Here is an 18,511-nt window from a genome sequence, read left to right as displayed (position 1 = left end):
AATGTTAGCTATTGTGACACTCACGATTGTTGGAAAATTGCTGTAGCAACGAAGCTTTTTGACCCACGGCGGAGTGCTTCGATGCATGCCAGGGGCTATCGTCCTCGAAGGGAAACGCGTCTCGCTCGCAACCGTAGAGGAAGACGACCTGGAGTTCCTGCGCGACAACGTAAACCATCCGTCAGTGCGCGTGCCAGTGGGCCAGCAACTCCCAACCAACGGCTATCAGGAACGCCAGTACTTCGAGGAGATGAGTACGGACACGAGCATCGTCCAACTGCTCATCGTGAGCAACGACCGGCGCGTGGGCGTCGTCGAACTCGACCCCATCGACCGCGAGACAGGACAGGCGGAACTCGCCTACTGGCTCGTCCCCGACTATCAGGGGGAGGGTTATGCGAAGGCCGCAGTCGAACTGACCGTCGAATACGTCTTCGAGCAGCTGCGGATGCACCGCATTCAGGCCGCCGTGTTTTCGTTCAACGAAGCGTCGATGGGCCTACTCAAACGGCTCGGGTTCACCGAGGAGGGTGTTCACCGCGAGGACGTGTTCGTAAACGGCGCGTACCACGACACCCACTACTTCGGTCTGCTCGAAGACGAGTGGCGAGCCGGACGCTGAGTCAGCGAGTCGTCTTGTCTTCGCGTCGCAACTCCTCGTCCGGCGTCGAAAGAACGTTCCCGGTGTGGGTTACTGCTGTGGGCTGTAGTTTGGTGCTTCGTCCGTAATCATCACGTCGTGTGGGTGGCCCTCGGTCTGTCCGGCCGAGGAGATGCGGACGAACTCGGCTCGTTCTTTGAACTCCGGAATCGTGGAGGCACCGACGTAGCCCATCCCACTTTTCATGCCGCCGACGAGTTGGTGGAGTTCGCTCGCGAGACTACCCTTGTACGGCGTCGCCGCCTCGACACCTTCGGGGACGTATTCGTCTTCACCCTCAGGTTCGCCCTTCAGATAGCGGTCGCCGCCACCAGAGCGCATCGCGCCGACGCTGCCCATGCCGCGGTACTGCTTGTACTTCTTGCCGTTCATCGTGATGACGCGGCCCGGAGCCTCGTCGGTCCCGGCGAAATACGACCCGAGCATGACGGCGTCTGCGCCTGCGGCGAGCGCCTTGATGGCGTCACCGGAGTAGCGAATCCCGCCGTCTGCGATGACGGGGACGCCCTCGGGTGCGGCGACGTCTGCGACCTGCGCGATGGCCGTAATCTGTGGCATTCCCGCACCCGTGACGACGCGGGTCGTACAGATACTGCCAGGGCCGATGCCGACCTTGATGCCATCTGCGAAGTCGACGATGGCCTCCGCGGCCTCTCGGGTACCGATGTTCCCGACGACGACGTCCGCCGATACGGACTCCTGAATCTCGCGGGCGCTGTCGATGACGTTCAGGTTGTGCGCGTGTGCGCAGTCGATGAAGAGCACGTCCGCGCCGGCCTCGTCTGCGGCCGCTGCGCGGTCGAGTTCGAACGGGCCGACGGCCACGCCGACGACGAGGCTGCCGGTCTCGTCTCGGGCGGCGTTGTCGTACTCACGACGCTGGAGGATGCCCTGCATCGTCACGAGGCCGATGAGTTTGTTGTCGTCGTCCACGATTGGGACGCGCTCGATTTTGTGCTCGTACATGAGTTCGAGCGCCTCGCGTGCGGTGACGGCCTCCGTGGCGGTGATGACCTCGTCGGTCATCGCCTCGCGGACCTCGTCGCCCTCACCGACTTCGAGGTACGGGCGGACGTCCGTCGCGCTGATGATGCCGAGCACACAGTTCTCGTCGTCTACGACCGGTGCGCCACTGACTCCGCGCTGTTCCATGAGCTGGTCGACGGAGCGGATGGTCATGTCGGGATTCGCCGTGACGACTTCGCGGATGATGAGGTCGTCTGCGGCCTTGACGCGGTGTATCTCCTCGACCATCGTCTCGACGTCCATGTTTCGGTGGAGGACGCCGATGCCACCCTGTCGCGCCATCGCCGTCGCGAGGTCGCTTTCGGTGACCGTGTCCATCGCCGCGGAGAGCACGGGTACGTTGAGGGTGACGTTCTTCGATACGTGCGTTGCCACGTCCGCGTCGTCAGGTTCGACCCGACTCTCTTTGGGTCTAAGCAGGACGTCGTCGAACGTGAGCGCCTCTGGGACGCGTAACTTCTGGGAGAAAGGTTCGTCTTCGGGAACGTCGTTCGCCATATAAATCGTCAGCAATCGTCCCTCAAAAGCGTTGCGAGATTTACCCTCCATGCGGCCCCTACCCACGACGCCGACACCGCACAGCCTTTGATAAACCGCTCGGGCAACGGAACGGAGTTCACGCCAACAGATAGACGAACGTCCACTAATTCTCCGAGAACGCGTGGGTTTGACTATCTTGAGAACGTCTCACGTTCGATTTTCGAGCGGCGTGGAACCATCTCTCACACAATATTTATGACTATCACGATTGTGGGTAGCGTATGGACGCTGCCAGTCCCATCGCACGGAGTACGGCCGGTCAGAACAACGACAGTTCCGGCACCTTTACACTCATTAATGCGATGAAATCCATTTTTACACTGGCAGGATTCCCATCGGTTGGACTCTGGCGAAAACGCGACAGCGTTGATCGCCGGTATCGTCCTTCATATCGCCGTTTGGCCTATGGTGACGGCCACCAGTAGTCCGAAATGAGTAGTTCCCAACACCCAATCGCACTACGGTTAGAGCGGCAGGTGGGCGGCGCAGCCAAGTTACTCGTCACGGTGATGGCGCTGCCGCTCATCGATGGTATCTTTCCTGCACTCGTGCTCGCGGGAGCACTCGACAGTGTGACGGGCATCCTCGAAGTCGGTTTGCTCGTCTTCGGTGGCTCTGCGACCGTCGCGGTCATCCTCGCAGAAATGGACGGAACCCCGCGTGAACAGGCACAGACGATTCTCATCGTCGGGATTCCGCTCATCGCACTGGCTGCCCTCGAAGCAGCTCTCGCACCGACCATCAAGAGCGTACTCATGCTCGACACCTTCGAGCGCTTCGCCGCGCTCGTCATCCTCGCCATCGCGGCGAAGACGGCGAGTGCCACCATCGGCGAGTACCTGCCACGGCCGGGGGTCATCATCGGCCTCGGCCTCCTCGCCAGCCTCGACGTCTCCGGGTTCGAGTTCGCGCTCGCGCTGAACCCGGACCTCATCGTCCGGGCCGCGGCCGCCGCCGGCGTCGGCGTCGGATTTGCGCTCTCCATCGCGCTGCTCGGCCCGTGGCTGCGCGGCGTCGTGGACATCGACCGCTTCCGCTTCGGGAGCGCCGTCGCCCTCGGGATGCTACCACTCTCCATCCTGCACGTGCCCGGCGTCCCATCCGACGCACCAATCGCGCTCGCTGTCCTCGGCATCGCGACCATCCTCGCGTTCGACCCGGACAACGCGACGATTCCAAAGCGCACCAAGACCACCGCGCCACCGGAAACGGAACCGGAGCCAGCACCCGAACCGACCGCCACCCGTCCACAGCCTGTCCACTCGCAGGCGGTCACCGACGGCGGCGACGACGAAGACGACTCGGGGGCCTACGGCTATCCCGGCGAATCCGAAAACCGGGCTCCGTGGCTCTGACCGAGAGCGCTAACACTTAGGGGCACGCGCCCCACCGCTTTTCTATGGCTGATAATCGTGTCGTGCAGGGTCGCATGGTCACGCCCAAACGACTCGCCGCACTCATCGAAGGCGACGACGTCATGGACGCAGAACCGATTCGCGACGCAGACCGCGAGTGCCCCGACTGCGGCGGCAACGTCCTCGAAGTGGGCTACATGCCCTCCGTCATGGAGTTCGTTACGGGCTGGAAGTGCCAGGACTGCGACTGGGCGGCAGACGACCGCGACGACTGAACCGGCGCTACTCCTCGATAAACACTAACTCCTGGTCCGCCGGCGGCGCGAGATACCCCGCCACGAGGCCGACCAGCGCGATGGTCACCCCGCCGAAGACGCTCCAGCCGACGACGAGCCACAGCCCCCCGTCGCGCAACATGAGTTCCGGAAACGGGACTGTCGTCGCCATGACGTACCCGACGCTCCAGTAGGCTCCCTCGATGAGCCCGGGCGTCGTCTTGAGCAGATAGAAGGTGAGCGCGAAGACGGCCCCGCCACAGAGACTGCTCGCAAAGCCGTGGCTCGTCCGGTCGAACCCGTGTTCGCCGGCCAACCGCCCGGCGATGACCCCCCCGATAACGCCCGTGAGCGCCACGAGCACGAGGCTCTGGAGAAGTTGCCCACGGAGCGGCCAGGCGGCGTAGAGCACTCCGAGATAACTCGTCTGTGCGAGCGCCCCGAGGCCGATGGCACGGTAGTCGGGCATTGGAGGCGATAGCAACCGCGGAGTGAAATATCATCCGCAGATTTCTCAGGTAGCCGACGACGGAAATCCCGCGCACGCGGCGTGTTTTTCCGCCACTGAATCGAAACCACTTTAGGTGCCATTGTCCAACGGTGAGATGCGCGGGGTCGTGGCCAAGCCCGGCATGGCGACTGACTCCAGAGGTAACACGCTCGGTGACGACACTCCAGAACTGATATACAGAGCGCCCGACTGATCATCAGGCGCGTTGACGACCCTCTGGAGTACCGAGGCGTACCGGAGATATCAGTCGATCGGGGGTTCAAATCCCTCCGACCCCACTCGCGCTTTTACCGGACTCAAATCGACAGACAGCGGAGCTTTTGTAATACTCTTTATCGAAATTCGCCGTTTGATGAAGCCGAAGCAATCTGTGCTCCCCGTCGTGTTGGGATAAGGGTTCGCAATTTGCGGTCCGGTGCGCGGTTCTGGTCTTACTGTGCGGGGACGCCGTACGGGACGGTCCGCTTCGGCTTGCGCTTTCTCAGGTAGAACGCGAGGACGAGGAGGCCGCCGATGATGGGCGGAATGAAAAACCCGATGAAGAAGCCCACGGCCCACATGTCGGCGGTGTCCATGTTGCGACCTCGACCGTCTCGGTAGATGAGGAACGCGCCGACCAGGGCGACCGCGAGGGCGACCGGTCCAGAGAGGGAGATGTGTATACCAGCCATACGATTCATACCCCGAAATGCGGTATAAATTTTGTTCAATCAGTTAACATACCGGGTGCTGGTGACGAAGCCGTCGCTGTGCGGATTGCTTGCTAAAAAATGGAACCACGCGAGGGAGGAACCGAGTTATTCCTGGACGATGAAGCCGCCTGCGGCCTCCAGAATCTCGTCCTTCGATTTCGCTTCGTCGAAGGCGGCGGGGAAGGGGTCTGCGCCGTTCAAGAGGTTCAGGTAGGAGGCGTGACGGGCTTCGACGGTCGCGATGGTTGCGCCAGCGGTGACCAGTTCTTTGTTCTCGATTTTGTTGATTGCACCGTCGTAGGCGGAGACGCCGGTGTTTTCGAGGACTTGCGCGATGGCGAGAAACTCTTCAGGGGTTTCGAAGCCGAATTCGTATTCGAGTTCGGGGACGGGGTCGCCGCCGAGGTCGGTGATGACCTGCGTGAGGACTTCAGTGTGGGTCGATTCGTGGTCGCCGATGTCCACGATGTTGTTGTAGACGTCCTTGCGGACGCGGGCGCTGAAGCCGTTCAGGGTCTTGCAACGCTCGAAGTCCGTACTACAGAACTGCTCTACGCCGCGGCGGTAGAACACGTCTTCTAAGTGTTCGAGCGTGAGAGCGAAGTTGAGCACGTCCACGTCGGTTGGTGCGTCTTCGTCCTCCTCCTGTGCGCCTGCGGTCCCGACTGCGCTGCCACCCATACCGAGGAGGACAACGCCTGCGGCCGTCCCCTTCGTGAGGAAATCACGGCGGGAGGTGAGTCGGTCGTTTACTGCGCTAATCGCGTGCTGCATCGCGGAGACACCGTCGTTCTCGGCTGGATTGGTAGCCATTGTCTGTAACTCCGCTCGAATCGATGGCGAAGCGATTGAAAGGAATTTGCCAGACTCTCACCCAAATTCCACACAAATGTCTCGGAACGGGCCGAATATATGCACAAAATATTTTGAATTACCATATTTTTTGTGTTTCACGGTTGGAATATACGTTCCCCGCCTCTGTGCGGAATCGTGCCTCCGACCGCCCATACATACAAAGCCTCAGTAATCGTATCTCCGATACTACATGCGGGCGCTGGGTTACCGCACAGCAGTCGTCGTCGCAGACCTCGCAGCCCTCGCTTCGGTGGCTGGCGTCCTCGTCGCGGCGTATCTATTCCTTCCAGTTGCCATCCAAGAGCAGTTGACGCTGACTCACGACGCGATTCGACCAGTGGCGTTGCTCACAGCGTCGTACGTCCACCTCTCGGCTGCCCACCTCTGGAACAACGTCGTCGGGTTCGCGAGCGTGTCCGTGGTCGTCTATCTCACGTGCCTCCTCCTTCGAAGACGCCGATGGTTCTGGACGACGTCGCTCTGTTTCCTGGTCGCCGTTCCGATACTCGTCTCACTGTCGAGCTACGCGCTGCTCGCCACCGCACATCCCGGTGCAGTCCGTATCGAGAGCAAAGGATTCTCCGGCGTCGTCGCCGCTTTCGGTGGATTCCTGTTCGTGACGCTCCTCGTCTGGGTGCGGACTCACTACTCGCGCGAACAGGCGCTCTACGTCGGCCAAATCGTTGCAATCGTGTTGCTCGCAGAACTCCTCATCATCTACGCCAGCACGCTCTCGATACTCGAACTCGGGTTGGTGAGTCTCGGCATCGGGTTGCCCCTCGGGGCACTTGGTTACCGAACGCTCGGGCCGACGGCGGCAATTCGCACGCGCCACACCGTTTTCGACGTCGGATTCGTCGTCCTCGTCTGCGCGATGCTCGCGGCGCTCGTCTACGGACTGTTTCCGGCCCAGATCGTCGCTTCCGGGGCTGTGACGAACGTGTACGCCCACTTCGCCGGATTCGTCTGGGGTGTGCTGTTCGCGTGGCTGCTCGAAAAAGTGGCGTGAACGTTAGGCGGCGGGAATCGGTTTGCGCTCTTTCACCGGTCGCTCCGGCATCGTGTGGATGACGACCTTCGCGTCGGTGGCGTTTCGTTCTGCTGGGAGGACGGAGATGGGTTCGGGAATCAACGCCGCTAACTCCTCGATGGAATCGACCGTAATCACCCAGATGTTGCGGTAGACGGTGGTTTTCAGGTGGGCGCGACACGACATAGTCGCCCCGGGGACGATTGGTTCGTCACCAGCTACCGGTGAGCGCGTCGCGTCCTCGCGTTCGATTTCTACGTACATGGGTTTCGTCGCTGCGTGTGGTACACGCAGGAATGTCGAATATAGGCGCGCAAGCGGCTTAGCTTTCGCTCTGGTGTCTGGCGATTTCTCGAAGCGTCGTCGTGTGGACGCGCGGGTCGGGGAAGTCCTCGCAGTACTGATAGCGGTAGGCCAGTTGGATGACACCGTCGCTATCAACGATGAACTCTCCGGGGAGTTGCCAGCCGTTATCCACGAGCGGGCGGCCCGATTGATGGCGGGTTTCCGCGAGTTCGGCACCGGCCTCGGGGTCACGGCGAATCAACTCGGGTGACGCGTCGTAGAACACCTGGGTTGGAATTCCCTCAAGGAGGCCGTAATCGACGTACGTCTTCAGCTCGACGTCACAGAGAATCGGACACGAGATACCGTGTTCTTTGACGTACGCGGCGGCACGCACTGGCTCACCCTGGCCGACAATCACCACCGACGCGCCCGCATCGACGTACGCTGCGATTTCTTCCTTCAGCCGGGCGGCCCGTTCGACGCCACAGCCACAGCCGAACTGACGCCAGAAGAGGATGAGCGCAGGGTCGCCAGTCCAGAACTCGCTCAGCGTTCGGGAGTTCCCCATGTGGTCTTGTAAGGTCACATCCGGCGCGGGGTCGCCAACTTGCACCGGGAGCACCGTCCATCGCGTGCGGGTTGGCCCCCGTTCGAACCCTGTTCGCCACTCGTGTTCCGCATCGTCTAGCTGCCGACCGAATTCACTGCTCATGCGCATCATCTACGTCCCAGTGGGACACAGAGTGACTAGGACGCGCTCTGCGTGGAAAATGATGACTCTACCGACTCGATGGTGAGACTGTTTAAAATATCTGAATATCGGCTACTCGTTTCGCTCTGTATCTCGCTTTCGTCCACGACTCCAAACATTTGTTACGGATTCGCCTGTTGGAGGGGTGTGGTCTACGTCTTTCATGGTCTGCCGGCGGCTGCGTTTTGGCATAGTGATACTGTGTAACATACCACATCTACTTAACCATTTCTTCGACGTGGTAATAACACATTATAGCATATTAAACACCTTAAATATCGCGTTGGTCGCCGTCTCCGTCGGTACAGCCACGGTCCGATCGACGGTCACCCGTTGATATCTTTGTCTTCGAACAGTTCAGCGGCGAGCATCACGAGGCCGAGCGTGACCGCGAGGAGGACCGCCGCGCCGAGCCAGTCGATTTCCCCGAGCGAGAGCACGTCTGCGGGGTCCAGATAGCGGGCGAACGAGAACTGGCCGGCCCACTCATAGTCGGTGCCGCGAGTGAGCGAGTCGAGGAAGTAGGTGGCGAACAGCAACCCGATGGCGACGCCCTGTGCCCGACGTACATCGTCGAACACGACGGAGGCGACCAGGCCGAGCGCGGAGCACGCGGCAAGATAGAGAACGAACAACACGTGGAGTGCCACGAGGTCCGCGAGCGGTACGGACTCGCCGACAAATTGGATGCCGAAGTAGACGGCCAGGAGGGAAACGGCGTTGACGGCGACGTTCACTGGCAGGAGTGCGAGAAACTTCTCGACGACGAATCGCGTTCGGGAGATGGGGTTCACGAGCAACAAGTCTATCGAGCGATTTTCTACCTCGGCTGAGACGAGCGAGGCGGCGGCGTACGCGAAGTAGATGCCGAGGATGAGTAACCAGACGAGCACGTACAACTGGGAAACGAGATAGCCGTCGATGGTCGAAAGCGAGGTGACGCTTCCGACGAAACTCTGGCGGAGCTCCGGTGAGAGCGTGTCGAGGTAGGCGTCTAAATCCACGTCAGACTCCGAGATAGATGGAAAGAGACCGACCGTCAGCGCGATGAGCGCGAGGACGAGAATCGTGAGGGCGGTGGCACCCCGGAGTCGCCTGCGCGCCTCGAACCGGGCGATTTCAAGCACCGGTATCACCGTCGTAAAAGTGCATGAACACGTCCTCTACGGACGTCTCTCTGATGTCGAGGTCGCGGACGGTGTACCTGGCGAGTTCGTCGATGAGACCATCGTAATTCTCGGTGACGATGAGGCGAAGATAGCCCTCCTCGTCGAGTTCGGTGCGGGCGATGCCCGGCATCAAGAACTCGCTGGGGTCGACGGATTCTTCGAGCGAGACGCGGACGACTTTTCCGCTCTTGGCCAGAAGCGCGTCGATGTCTTCGAGCGCCACGAGGCGGCCGTCGCGGATGATGGCGACCTCCTCACAGATTTTCCGCACCTCGCTCAGGATGTGTGTCGAGAAGAAGGTGGTGACCCCCGCGGCCTGTTCTTCGCGCAGAAAGTCGTAGAACCTCTCCTGGACGAGCGGATCGAGCCCGGAGGTCGGTTCGTCCATGATGACGAGTCGGGGGTTGTGCATGAACGCCTGGACGATGGCGAGTTTCTGGCGGTTCCCCCGCGAGTAGGTCTTCACCTTCCTGTCTTCTGGTATCGGAAAGAGCGAGAGGAGTTCCTCCCTTCGGTCGTCCCCGCGCAGGCGAGCGAAGTAGTCGAGCATCCGCGTGCCGGTCGTGTTCCGGTAGAAGCGAAAGTCCCCGGGGATGTGGCCAATCGCCTGTTTCGCCGCGGTCAATGCCGCTGTGTCGGTTACGTCGTGACCGAGGATGCGCGCCGTCCCGCTCGACGGGTGGAGGAGGCCTAGAAGCGTTCTAATAGTCGTGCTCTTTCCCGCGCCGTTCGGGCCTAAGAACCCGAATATCGTCCCCTCGTCCACCGAGAACGTCAGGTCTTCGATGCCCCTGACCTCGCCGTAGTACTTGGTGAGCCCATCGGTTTCGATAAGCGCAGTCACGAGTGGACATAAGCCGGCTGAACATATAGAATCGCTGGCGAGTTGGTGAACCGGACGACTGGACCGAAACTAGCCCCAACATACCAGTACACACGGTTATCTATCTTCTAAGCATATTTACAGGTATGCACATCGTACGGGCCGTGCTGGTGGTGGTGCTCCTTCTCACGAGCAGCGTCGGCTCCGTCGTCGGGTTTCAGGAGGATACGAGCGTTTCGGGGCGGCCGGAGTTCACCGCGTACATCCCCGAAAACCGCATCGCTCCCGGCACCGACGGCACCGTTTCGTTGTTCCTCGTGAACACGGGGAAAATTCTGGTTTCGGGTGCCGACGAGTTCGAACAACTCGTCCAGACTGCCCGCGCGACGACGGTTTCAGTGACCGCCCCCGAATCGAGTCCGATTTCGATACGCACAGGAACGACGCCGGTCGGGACGCTCCCCGAAGGCGTGGCCGGGCCGTATCCGATACGAGTCGTCGTGCCGGACGATACGACGCCTGGCACCTACGAACTGACTGTCACCGTCGAGTTCGAACACACCGCGAAAGTCATCACCAGTCCGGACGGGTCGGTCCGGTTCACCGAGCGGTCGCGCACCGAAGAACTGCCCGTGACCGTCGTCGTCGAAGACCAGGCACAGTTCTCGATTCGCACCGTCGAGTCCGCCGTCGCCGTCGGCGGCACGGGCACCGTCACGCTCGACGTGACCAACGACGGCACGGAACCGGCCCGCGACGCCACGCTTCTGGTCCAATCTGCAGACCCGGAACTCACCTTCGGTGCGGGCGCGGCCAGTGCCGAGAACTTCCTCGGCACGCTGGCTCCGGGGGCCACCACGCGCGTGACCGTCCGGGCTGGACTGGCCACGGACGCGCTGGTTCGTAACTACGCCGCCACCGCCACCGTCCAGTATAAGGATGCAGCGGGCCTAGAACAGCAGTCCGGAACCACCTCGCTCGGTATCCAGCCTCAATCGGGCCAGCCTTTCAGCATCGAGAACGTGACCAGCACGCTCCGCGTGGGCGGCGACGGGACGGTTTCGGGCAGCGTCGTCAACACTGGGGGCGTGGCCGTGACGGACGTGGTCGTGATGCTCGAACCGGTCGCCCCGCCGCTCGTCGCTCAGAACACCGCGATTCCTGTGGGGGACCTCGAACCGGGTGAGCGCGCCGCGTTCGAATATACGGTCGCCGTCGTCCCGAACGCCACCGCCGGGACGCGCCGCCTCTCAGCGACGGTGGAGTACCGCTCCCCGGCCGGGAAACAGGTGACTGCACCGTTCTCGCTCGCGATTCCCGTCGCACAGAAACGCGACCAGTTCAGCGTCACGCCGGTAAACGCAACGTTCGAAGTCGATTCGAGCGGCATCCTCGTCGTTCGACTCACGAACGAAGGCGACACCCAGGTCACCGACGTCACCGCCCAGCTACAGCCCGTCGAACCGCTTTCGAGCGCCGACGCCACGACGTTCGTCTCGCGGCTCGACGCTGGTGAATCGGCAACCCTGCGCTTCGACCTCGACGTTTCCGACGACGCCATCCCGAAGACGCAGGTCGCAACGCTCGCTCTCAGCTACGAGTCCGCAACTAGAACCGCACGGGTCGAATCGCAACCGATTCCGGTCACGGTCGTGGCGGGTGAACCACAGTCGATTCCAGTCGAAGCGGTCGGACTCGTCGTGGTTGCCGTCGTGGTCGCCTCGGTCTGGTGGTACAGACGCCGGTAGCGTTGCCACTCACCGGGTCGAAAAAGGGAAAAGGACCGGATTAGTCGTCGTCAGCGGGGGTTTCGCCACCCGTCATCGGACCTTCCGAGTCCGGTCTGATACCCCGGGCGGAACTCATCCAGCCGGCGATGTTCTGTGCGACGTAGTCCTTGCCACCCCAGCCGAGGGCGATACCCACGCCGAGTGCGAGTGCGACGGCGATGCCGCCCGCAAACGCGGTCGCGAGGATGTAGAGCAGTTCGACGTCCACGCCCATCGTGTCGAGACCGATGACGACGACGGTGAAGTACAGGAACAGGCGCACGCCCGTGGCGAACCAGCTCGTGTACGCCGTCTCCGTCGCGGCGCGCGTCCGCTGAATCGCGTCACCGATGAAGTCAGCGACGACGAACCCCAACACGATGATGAGGAGCCCGGCGATGAGCGACGGCAGGTACGTGACGGCCTCCGAAATCCACTGGCTTAACAGCGGAACGGCGAGTGCGTCCGCGGCCGCGAGCACGGCCACGGCCAGCACGAAGACGTAGGCGAGCAGCCCAAACGAGTGAGATACTGCCTTTTCTGTCCCACCCAATATGTCGCCGAGCGGCGTCGAAAGAACGACGCGGTCGAGTTCGATGCGGTCTGCGATGAATTCGACGACGCGCATCGCGGCGCGTGCGACGATCCACCCGATGAGCAGGATGAGCAGGGCACCGACCAGGTTCGGGATAAACGCAATCACGTCGTTTATCAACGCAGTCAGTGAGTCCTGCAACGATCCAACTTGAAGTATGATAAGGTCTCCCCTCACGGTTTCACACCACTCCGTATAATGTTGCTATCAGAGCATATCTGTTTCGTAAGTTAGGAACTGCTTACGAAGCCGACTGATACTGATTATGGATGCTGTTTTCAGATTTATCCACCCAATATATCAAAATTAATAAGTAATACTTGGTTCGGAGATAGTCGCCACAGCCCGGCGGTTCACCAACGGTCCTGAACCGACCGACAGCTGGGTTATGACGTGCCTGCCGCCGAAACCGGGAAACTCGCTATATTTTGAACGTCCGAGAATTATCACGTTATATGGTCATTCGGAAACCCATTCACGATAAGATTGTAAAATTTACACAATTCGATGGTAGTCTGTCAATAACCAAGCGCAACTGTAGATACATTTAATAGGTCATCCAACCATGCAATGAAGGTTGCAAGGGGGGTAAGTTAGCATGAAGCAATGTTCCAACTGTGGGGGGTTCGTTACGCCAGACTTCGTCCGTGTGTTCGGCATAAACAACAACGAAGTATGGGCGTGTTTGAATTGTACGACAATCACTGACTTAGAAAAGTACGCGGGGACGATGTACGGCCACGCAGAACACTCGTCAGGCGTCCGGTGGACCAACACCACCTCGTAGACACACGCCATTCATTTTTTCACCGGTCAACCAGCATGCCCGTAGACGTGGATTTCCAGGTAGAACGTCCACACAAGCCTACACATCCGCCTGGTCGTGTAACAGGGGCACCCACCCGCTTCAGGAACCTTAACACGGTGGAGTGAGTAGGGTTTCCATGGGCAATTCAGGTGGTGCACGCTTGCCCGGCGTCTCCCACGAAACGGGACCCGAGCGCATCATCTTGCACGTCGATATGGACTGTTTTTACGCGGCGTGCGAACGACTTCGCGAACCCACGCTCCGCGGACAACCCGTCGTCGTCGGGATGGGCTACGAACCCGGCGAAACCATCGGCGCGGTGGCCACAGCGAGTTACGAGGCGCGTGCCTTCGGCGTCGAGAGCGCCCAACCCATCTCGAAGGCGCTCGAACTCCTCCCCCGCATCGACGACGCAGACGACGGCGAGGCAGGCGGCTACTACCGCCCGGTGGACATCTCCTTCTACAAGGAGGTGAGTGCAGAGGTGAAAACCATCCTTCGAGACTGCGCCGACACCCTGCGAGAGGTGAGCATCGACGAAGCCTACCTCGACGTCACAGACCGCACGGCGTGGGAGAAAACCCCGGACGGAACCCGGACGCTCGCAGAGGGGTACGCCCGCTACGTCAAACAGCGCATCGCCCGCAAGGTGGGCGTGACCGCGAGTATCGGCGTCGCGCCGAACATGAGCGCGGCGAAAGTCGCGAGCGATTTCGAGAAACCTGACGGCCTCACCGTCGTCGAACCCGGGACGGTCCGGGAGTTTCTCGCACCGCTCGACATCGAGTTCGTCCACGGCATCGGCCCGGTCACGGCGCGGAAACTGCGGGAGATGGACATCGAGACGGCGGGCGACCTTGCCAGCGCGGACCGCCAGCAACTGGTCGATCGATTCGGCGAACGAGGCCGCGAGATGCACGACCGGGCGAACGGCGACGACGCTCGCGAGGTCGAACCGGTGGGCAAGCCAAAGAGTTTCTCGCGGGAGTCTGCCTTCCCGCAGACGGCCGATGCGGACCAGCACCGCGAGACGGTGCGCCGACTCGCCAAGGCGGTCGCCGAACGCGCAGACCGCGAGGGAGCCCTCTACCAGACGATTGGCATCAAGGTAGTGACGCCACCGTTCGACGTGAACACCCGCGCAACGTCGCTATCCGGCCCGGTACAGGACGCTTCGCTCGTCGAATCCGTAGCGCTCTCCTTGCTCACCGAATTCGAAGGGGAGACGGCGAGAAAACTCGGCGTTCGCGTGTCGAAACTCTCGTTCGCGGCAGAAGACCAGGCCAGCCTCGATAGCTGGGGCAGCGATGGCGGCGAGCAATCCACCCCGGAAAACCACGCTCGCCGCGGCCAGCGGTCACTGTCAGAATTCGACTGAGCCTACCACGGGGCAAATTGCGGGTCACCGAGACGACGTTCTTGCTGAATGCCGTCGATGAGCGCCACGTCCTCGGCGTCGAGGTCGAGAAATTGACTCTCCCAATTCTGTTCGATGTGCGCCCGGCCCGTCGCCTTCGGGATGGGGACCACACCTTTTTCGAGGAGCCACGCGAGCGTCACCTGCTCGGGCGTCGTCTCGTGTTTTGCTGCGACTTCGCGTACCTGTGGAATCTCTTCGACGTCACCGTGCATGAGCGGGGAGTACGCGACGAGCGCGATGTCGTGGCGTGCGCAGTACTCGCGCAGTTCGGGCTGCTGGAGCAGCGGGTGCATCTCGACCTGATTCGCGCTGATGGGGGCGTCACAGGTCTCACGAGCCTCGGAGAGGAGTTCGGGCGTGAAATTGCTCACGCCGATGTGTGAGACCAGACCGTCGTCTCTGAGGGCTGCGAAGGCAGCGAGCGTCTCTTCCGGGTCGTATTCGTCTGCAGGCCAGTGGACGTACATCATATCAACCGACTCGACCCTGAGGCGGTCGAGACTGGCCTTCGTCGTCCGAATCACGTCCTCGTAGGCGAGATTGTCGAACCAGACCTTCGAGGCGAGGAAGATGTCTTTTCGAGGAACCGTCGAGGTGCGAATTCCCTCGCCGACGGCCTCCTCGTTCCCGTAGTACTGGGCCGTGTCGATGTGGCGATACCCTACGTCGAGCGCGTGGCGGACACTCCCAACGCACGCGCCGAAATCCGTGTTCTTCCACGTCCCGAGGCCGAGAGCTGGAATCCCATGGACCGGTGGGTGGGTCACAGCGTCATCCATGCAGTCTGTGACCTGTTGGGATACAATAATGTTTGGGAACCGTGAGAGCGTTTTTATCGCCGGGCGGTCTCGGTCTGTGCATGAACAAACTCGCGGGTGCAGGCGCGGGACGCTGGGAACTCGCTCCGCACGCCTACATCATCGTTTACGAGGCTCCCGCCGGCGACGAACTCATCACCATCTACGACTGCGGGGCGGCACAGAAACCGCCGTCCGCGCAGTTCATCGGTCACCTCGTCCGGGTGGACGCAAACTGCGACGTTAGTCAGACACAGACCGGGTACATCGTGCGGATGCACGAGTCCGCCCACCTCGAAGCACAGGACGACGACCACTGGGTCATTCGCGGCTGATGCTGGATCGAGGGTGACAGCCAACACTATATAATGCATGCCTGCGACCATGTGGATACGAGCACATGGCAGACGTAGAAACTATCACAGTCGCAGAAGTGAGCGACGGGCCGGGGGGAGAGGGCACGGTCGGGGCGGAAATCACGCTTCCGGTCGTCGAAGTGCTCACCGGCCGTGGGTTCATCACGGGCAAATCCGGGTCGGGGAAGTCGAACACGGCGAGCGTCGTCGCCGAAAAACTGCTCTCTAACAACTTTCCCATCCTCATCGTGGACACCGACGGCGAGTACTACGGCCTCAAAGAGAAATTCGAGTTACTCCACGTCGGCGCGGACGAGGAGTGTGACATCGTGGTCGGGCCGGAACACGCAGAGAAAATCGCCTCGCTCGCCCTCGAAGGGAACGTCCCCATCATCCTCGACGTGTCTGGCTACCTCGACGAGAACGAGGCGAAAGACCTGCTGACCGCCGTCTCGAAACAACTGTTCGCCAAAGAGAAGAAACTCAAGAAGCCGTTTTTGATGCTCGTAGAGGAGGTCCACGAGTATCTCCCCGAAGGCCCGGGTCTCGACGAGTGCGGACGAATGCTCATCAAAATCGGCAAGCGCGGGCGCAAACACGGCCTCGGCGTCACGGGCATCAGCCAGCGACCCGCCGACGTGAAAAAGGACTTCATCACACAGTGTGACTGGCTCGTCTGGCACCGCCTGACCTGGGGCAACGACACGAAAGTCGTCAAACGCGTCCTCGGAACCGAGTACGCGAACGCCATCGAGAGCATGGGCGACGGCGAGGCGTTCTTGATGACCGACTGGGCCGAAACCATCCGCCGAGTCCAGTTCCAGCGCAAGACCACCTTCGACGCTGGGGCCACACCCGGTCTGGACGACTTCGAACGTCCCGACCTGAAGTCGGTGAGCGACTCGCTCGTCTCCGAGTTGAAGGAGATTACCGACAAGCGCGAACACCACGAAAACGAAGTCGAGCGGCTCGAAGCCAAACTCAAGAAGAAAGACGACCGAATTGCCCAGCTCGAAGCCGAACTTGCAGACGCCCGCGACATGAGCCGGATGGCAGACCAGTTCGCCCAGGCGATGCTCGACAACACCCAGCCCTCGCGGATGCGGCCCGAGGAACAATCCGGCCTCGACCAGTATGACCAGCCGACGGCGAACGGCGAAGCCAAATCACAACCCCAAGAAGCTGAAGACGCCGTTCCAGAGCCCTCCTTCGAAGAACTCCCAATCGGCGAGAATCGGCCACTCGTAAAGCAACTCAGAGGGGCGATTTCGGACCTCGACCCGATTGCCCGGGGAATGCTCGCCTACTACTGTGAATCAGGGCCGGCAGAGCCGATGGACGCCTACGTCGCCGCCGGTGGGGAGGCAGACCGCCCCATCGCCTACAACCACAACGGGATACTCGTCCGGGCGGGTGTGGTAACGCACGTCGGGCGCGGCCTGTACGACTACTGCGTCCCGGAGTTCGTCGAAGCCGCACACGACGGCCGTCTCAGCGACGCGGAGTTCGAAGAAATCATCGAGGCCATCGAAACGCAGTTCCTCGCGGACGCGGGCCTGGTCTAAAGCCCGGACACGAGGTCGCGCAGCGCGGCCACCGGGTCGTCTGCTTTTGCGACGCCGCTCGCGAGCAGGACACCTTCTGCGCCGAGGTTGCGCGAGGCGACGACGTCTTCTCCAGTCGAGATGCCCGCGCCACAGAGAACGGACACCGAGTCATCGACGGCGGTCGCGGCCTCGACTGCGCCGGTCACGATGTCCGGGTCCGCCTTGCTCACGGGCGTTCCCGTCCCGATGAGTTCCGGGGGTTCGACGGCGACGGCGTCCGGGCCGAGGGCCGCGGCGGCCCCGACCTGTGCGGGGTTGTTCGCACAGACGATGGTCTCTAGGTCGGTACGTTCTGCGGCGCGGACGCTCGCGTCGATGTCGGCGAGTTTCAGCCGCTTTTCGGAGTGATTGATGAGCGTGCCGACCGCACCGGCGTCGGCGACGGCTTCTGCCAGCGTACTCCCCGTGTTGGAACCGTACTCGACGGGACTGACGTGCTGGGCCCACGTCTCGACGCCCGTCTCAGCAACGGCGGCGAGGTGCGCAGCTTGTGGGGCGACGGCGATTCGCGTGTCAGACTCCTCGGCGACGGTCGCTGCGGCCTCCGCGATGGCGACGGGGTCGCACGGGTAGGCCTTCAGGTTTACGAGAACGAACATACCGGGAGGCGATTCCCCGGCGACAAATAGATTGCGAGACGACTCGCGTCAGTTGTCCTTGCGCTTTACCACGTCGCCGAGGGTTGTCGTCGTCGAGGCGCTGCCGTCCCACTCAGAATCCGTGTCGGCGCTCTCAGAGAGGCTGATGCCCAGCGAGCGTTCGAGTTTCTTCTGGACGGAATCGCTCGGCAGGATGTCACCGCGTTCGAGTTTGCGGATGAGACTCGCCTTCTCGTTCAGTTTCTTCGCGAGGTCTTCCTGACTCAGCCCCTTTTTCTCGCGTGCGCTCCGGATGCGGTCGTCGTAGTCCGTGGCGACCTCTTCCATGTCGTCGAACATGTCCCGACGCCGCCGCGAGGACCCGCCCGAGGAACTCGACGTGCTACTGGAGGAAGATGACGACGTCCCGGAAGAACTGCTTGTCGAGTACTTCGTGGACGAACTGGAAGACGATTCCTGCGTTCGAACCTCCGTCCCGAACTGCGAGCAGCTGTCGCAAAGCTGGAGTTCTGCCCCCTCTACCTTCACGGTCTTGAGGGAACCAGACTCGGCTCCGCACATCTCACATTGAGCCATAGCCCCAT

General features: G+C 61.5%; 21 protein-coding genes and 1 tRNA gene. 10 read left to right on the top strand and 12 right to left on the bottom strand.

The features are described 5' to 3' along the window. Positions 1-85 precede the first annotated feature (85 nt). A complete protein-coding gene (locus P0648_RS10280) occupies positions 86-622 on the top strand; it encodes a GNAT family N-acetyltransferase (RefSeq protein ID WP_276247340.1) in 537 nt (178 codons plus the stop codon). Between the two features lie 69 nt (positions 623-691). On the opposite strand, the gene guaB is transcribed toward P0648_RS10280, so the two are convergent. Next, positions 692-2,185 carry an IMP dehydrogenase gene (gene guaB / locus P0648_RS10275; RefSeq protein ID WP_276247341.1) on the bottom strand — a complete coding sequence of 498 codons (1,494 nt, stop codon included), beginning with the start codon at positions 2,183-2,185 and terminating at the stop codon, positions 692-694. Positions 2,186-2,658: 473 nt separating this feature from the next. On the opposite strand from guaB, the gene P0648_RS10270 reads away from it, so the two are divergent. Both P0648_RS10270 and P0648_RS10265 read left to right on the top strand, forming a co-directional pair. Continuing rightward, complete coding sequence (locus P0648_RS10270; RefSeq protein WP_276247342.1) at positions 2,659-3,582, top strand: DUF5794 domain-containing protein; 924 nt, start codon at positions 2,659-2,661, stop codon at positions 3,580-3,582. 44 nt (positions 3,583-3,626) lie between these two features. After that, positions 3,627-3,857 carry a DUF5795 family protein gene (locus P0648_RS10265; RefSeq protein WP_276247343.1) on the top strand — a complete coding sequence of 77 codons (231 nt, stop codon included), beginning with the start codon at positions 3,627-3,629 and terminating at the stop codon, positions 3,855-3,857. 7 nt (positions 3,858-3,864) lie between these two features. Here the strand turns inward: P0648_RS10265 and P0648_RS10260 are convergent, their stop codons facing one another. Then, positions 3,865-4,326 (bottom strand): hypothetical protein, encoded by a 462-nt coding sequence (locus P0648_RS10260; RefSeq protein ID WP_277503862.1) that lies wholly within the window; start codon positions 4,324-4,326, stop codon positions 3,865-3,867. Positions 4,327-4,468: 142 nt separating this feature from the next. Here P0648_RS10260 and P0648_RS10255 point away from each other — a divergent pair. Beyond that, positions 4,469-4,646: transfer RNA gene (locus P0648_RS10255), tRNA-Trp, on the top strand. 153 nt (positions 4,647-4,799) lie between these two features. Here the strand turns inward: P0648_RS10255 and P0648_RS10250 are convergent. Together P0648_RS10250 and P0648_RS10245 are read right to left on the bottom strand one after the other, a co-directional pair. Next, complete coding sequence (locus P0648_RS10250) at positions 4,800-5,039, bottom strand: hypothetical protein (RefSeq protein WP_276247345.1); 240 nt, start codon at positions 5,037-5,039, stop codon at positions 4,800-4,802. A 126-nt stretch (positions 5,040-5,165) separates the two neighbouring features. Next, on the bottom strand, positions 5,166-5,873 hold the full coding sequence (locus P0648_RS10245; protein WP_276247346.1) for a ferritin-like domain-containing protein: 708 nt from the start codon (positions 5,871-5,873) through the stop codon (positions 5,166-5,168). Positions 5,874-6,105: 232 nt separating this feature from the next. Between P0648_RS10245 and P0648_RS10240 the strand changes: the two genes are divergently transcribed. Then, positions 6,106-6,924, top strand: a complete 819-nt coding sequence (locus tag P0648_RS10240; protein ID WP_276247347.1) for a hypothetical protein — start codon at positions 6,106-6,108, stop codon at positions 6,922-6,924. A 3-nt stretch (positions 6,925-6,927) separates the two neighbouring features. Here the strand turns inward: P0648_RS10240 and P0648_RS10235 are convergent, their stop codons facing one another. From P0648_RS10235 to P0648_RS10220, 4 genes are all read right to left on the bottom strand, one after another. Then, on the bottom strand, positions 6,928-7,209 hold the full coding sequence (locus P0648_RS10235) for a hypothetical protein (RefSeq protein WP_276247348.1): 282 nt from the start codon (positions 7,207-7,209) through the stop codon (positions 6,928-6,930). 58 nt (positions 7,210-7,267) lie between these two features. Then, on the bottom strand, positions 7,268-7,945 hold the full coding sequence (locus P0648_RS10230; RefSeq protein WP_276247349.1) for a peroxiredoxin-like family protein: 678 nt from the start codon (positions 7,943-7,945) through the stop codon (positions 7,268-7,270). A 365-nt stretch (positions 7,946-8,310) separates the two neighbouring features. Beyond that, positions 8,311-9,111, bottom strand: a complete 801-nt coding sequence (locus P0648_RS10225) for an ABC transporter permease (protein WP_276247350.1) — start codon at positions 9,109-9,111, stop codon at positions 8,311-8,313. Further along, entirely contained in the window at positions 9,104-9,997 is an 894-nt protein-coding gene (locus P0648_RS10220) for an ABC transporter ATP-binding protein (protein ID WP_276247351.1), read from the bottom strand. The genes P0648_RS10225 and P0648_RS10220 overlap by 8 nt, the downstream gene beginning before the upstream one ends. 125 nt (positions 9,998-10,122) lie before the next feature. Here P0648_RS10220 and P0648_RS10215 point away from each other — a divergent pair, with 125 nt between their 5' ends. Continuing rightward, entirely contained in the window at positions 10,123-11,724 is a 1,602-nt protein-coding gene (locus tag P0648_RS10215) for a COG1361 S-layer family protein (protein ID WP_277503861.1), read from the top strand. Between the two features lie 40 nt (positions 11,725-11,764). Here P0648_RS10215 and P0648_RS10210 read toward each other — a convergent pair whose 3' ends face one another. After that, the gene (locus tag P0648_RS10210) at positions 11,765-12,481 is read right to left on the bottom strand and encodes a hypothetical protein (RefSeq protein WP_276247353.1); all 717 of its coding nucleotides are present in this window, start codon (positions 12,479-12,481) and stop codon (positions 11,765-11,767) included. A gap of 457 nt (positions 12,482-12,938) precedes the next feature. Here P0648_RS10210 and P0648_RS20560 point away from each other — a divergent pair, with 457 nt between their 5' ends. Both P0648_RS20560 and dinB read left to right on the top strand, forming a co-directional pair. Further along, positions 12,939-13,127, top strand: a complete 189-nt coding sequence (locus P0648_RS20560) for a UBP-type zinc finger domain-containing protein (RefSeq protein ID WP_369685091.1) — start codon at positions 12,939-12,941, stop codon at positions 13,125-13,127. Between the two features lie 157 nt (positions 13,128-13,284). After that, entirely contained in the window at positions 13,285-14,526 is a 1,242-nt protein-coding gene (gene dinB, locus P0648_RS10205; protein ID WP_277503860.1) for a DNA polymerase IV, read from the top strand. Between the two features lie 2 nt (positions 14,527-14,528). On the opposite strand, the gene P0648_RS10200 is transcribed toward dinB, so the two are convergent. Beyond that, complete coding sequence (locus P0648_RS10200) at positions 14,529-15,347, bottom strand: aldo/keto reductase (RefSeq protein WP_277503858.1); 819 nt, start codon at positions 15,345-15,347, stop codon at positions 14,529-14,531. Positions 15,348-15,427: 80 nt separating this feature from the next. Between P0648_RS10200 and P0648_RS10195 the strand changes: the two genes are divergently transcribed. Beyond that, on the top strand, positions 15,428-15,700 hold the full coding sequence (locus P0648_RS10195; RefSeq protein ID WP_277503857.1) for a hypothetical protein: 273 nt from the start codon (positions 15,428-15,430) through the stop codon (positions 15,698-15,700). A gap of 65 nt (positions 15,701-15,765) precedes the next feature. Further along, positions 15,766-17,286: a DUF87 domain-containing protein gene (locus P0648_RS10190; RefSeq protein ID WP_277503856.1), complete on the top strand. Its 1,521-nt coding sequence runs from the start codon at positions 15,766-15,768 to the stop codon at positions 17,284-17,286. On the opposite strand, the gene tpiA is transcribed toward P0648_RS10190, so the two are convergent. Beyond that, positions 17,283-17,927 carry a triose-phosphate isomerase gene (tpiA, locus tag P0648_RS10185; protein WP_276247358.1) on the bottom strand — a complete coding sequence of 215 codons (645 nt, stop codon included), beginning with the start codon at positions 17,925-17,927 and terminating at the stop codon, positions 17,283-17,285. The two genes, P0648_RS10190 and tpiA, sit on opposite strands and share 4 nt — an antisense overlap. 48 nt (positions 17,928-17,975) lie before the next feature. Beyond that, positions 17,976-18,503, bottom strand: a complete 528-nt coding sequence (locus P0648_RS10180) for a multiprotein bridging factor aMBF1 (RefSeq protein WP_276247359.1) — start codon at positions 18,501-18,503, stop codon at positions 17,976-17,978. Between the last annotated feature and the right edge of the window lie 8 nt (positions 18,504-18,511).

The organism is Haladaptatus sp. DYSN1 (assembly GCF_029489995.1).
Lineage (GTDB): Archaea > Halobacteriota > Halobacteria > Halobacteriales > Halococcaceae > QDMS2.
The sequence above is the reverse complement of the archived record's forward strand: the minus strand, read 5'-3'. Positions and strand labels throughout refer to the sequence as shown.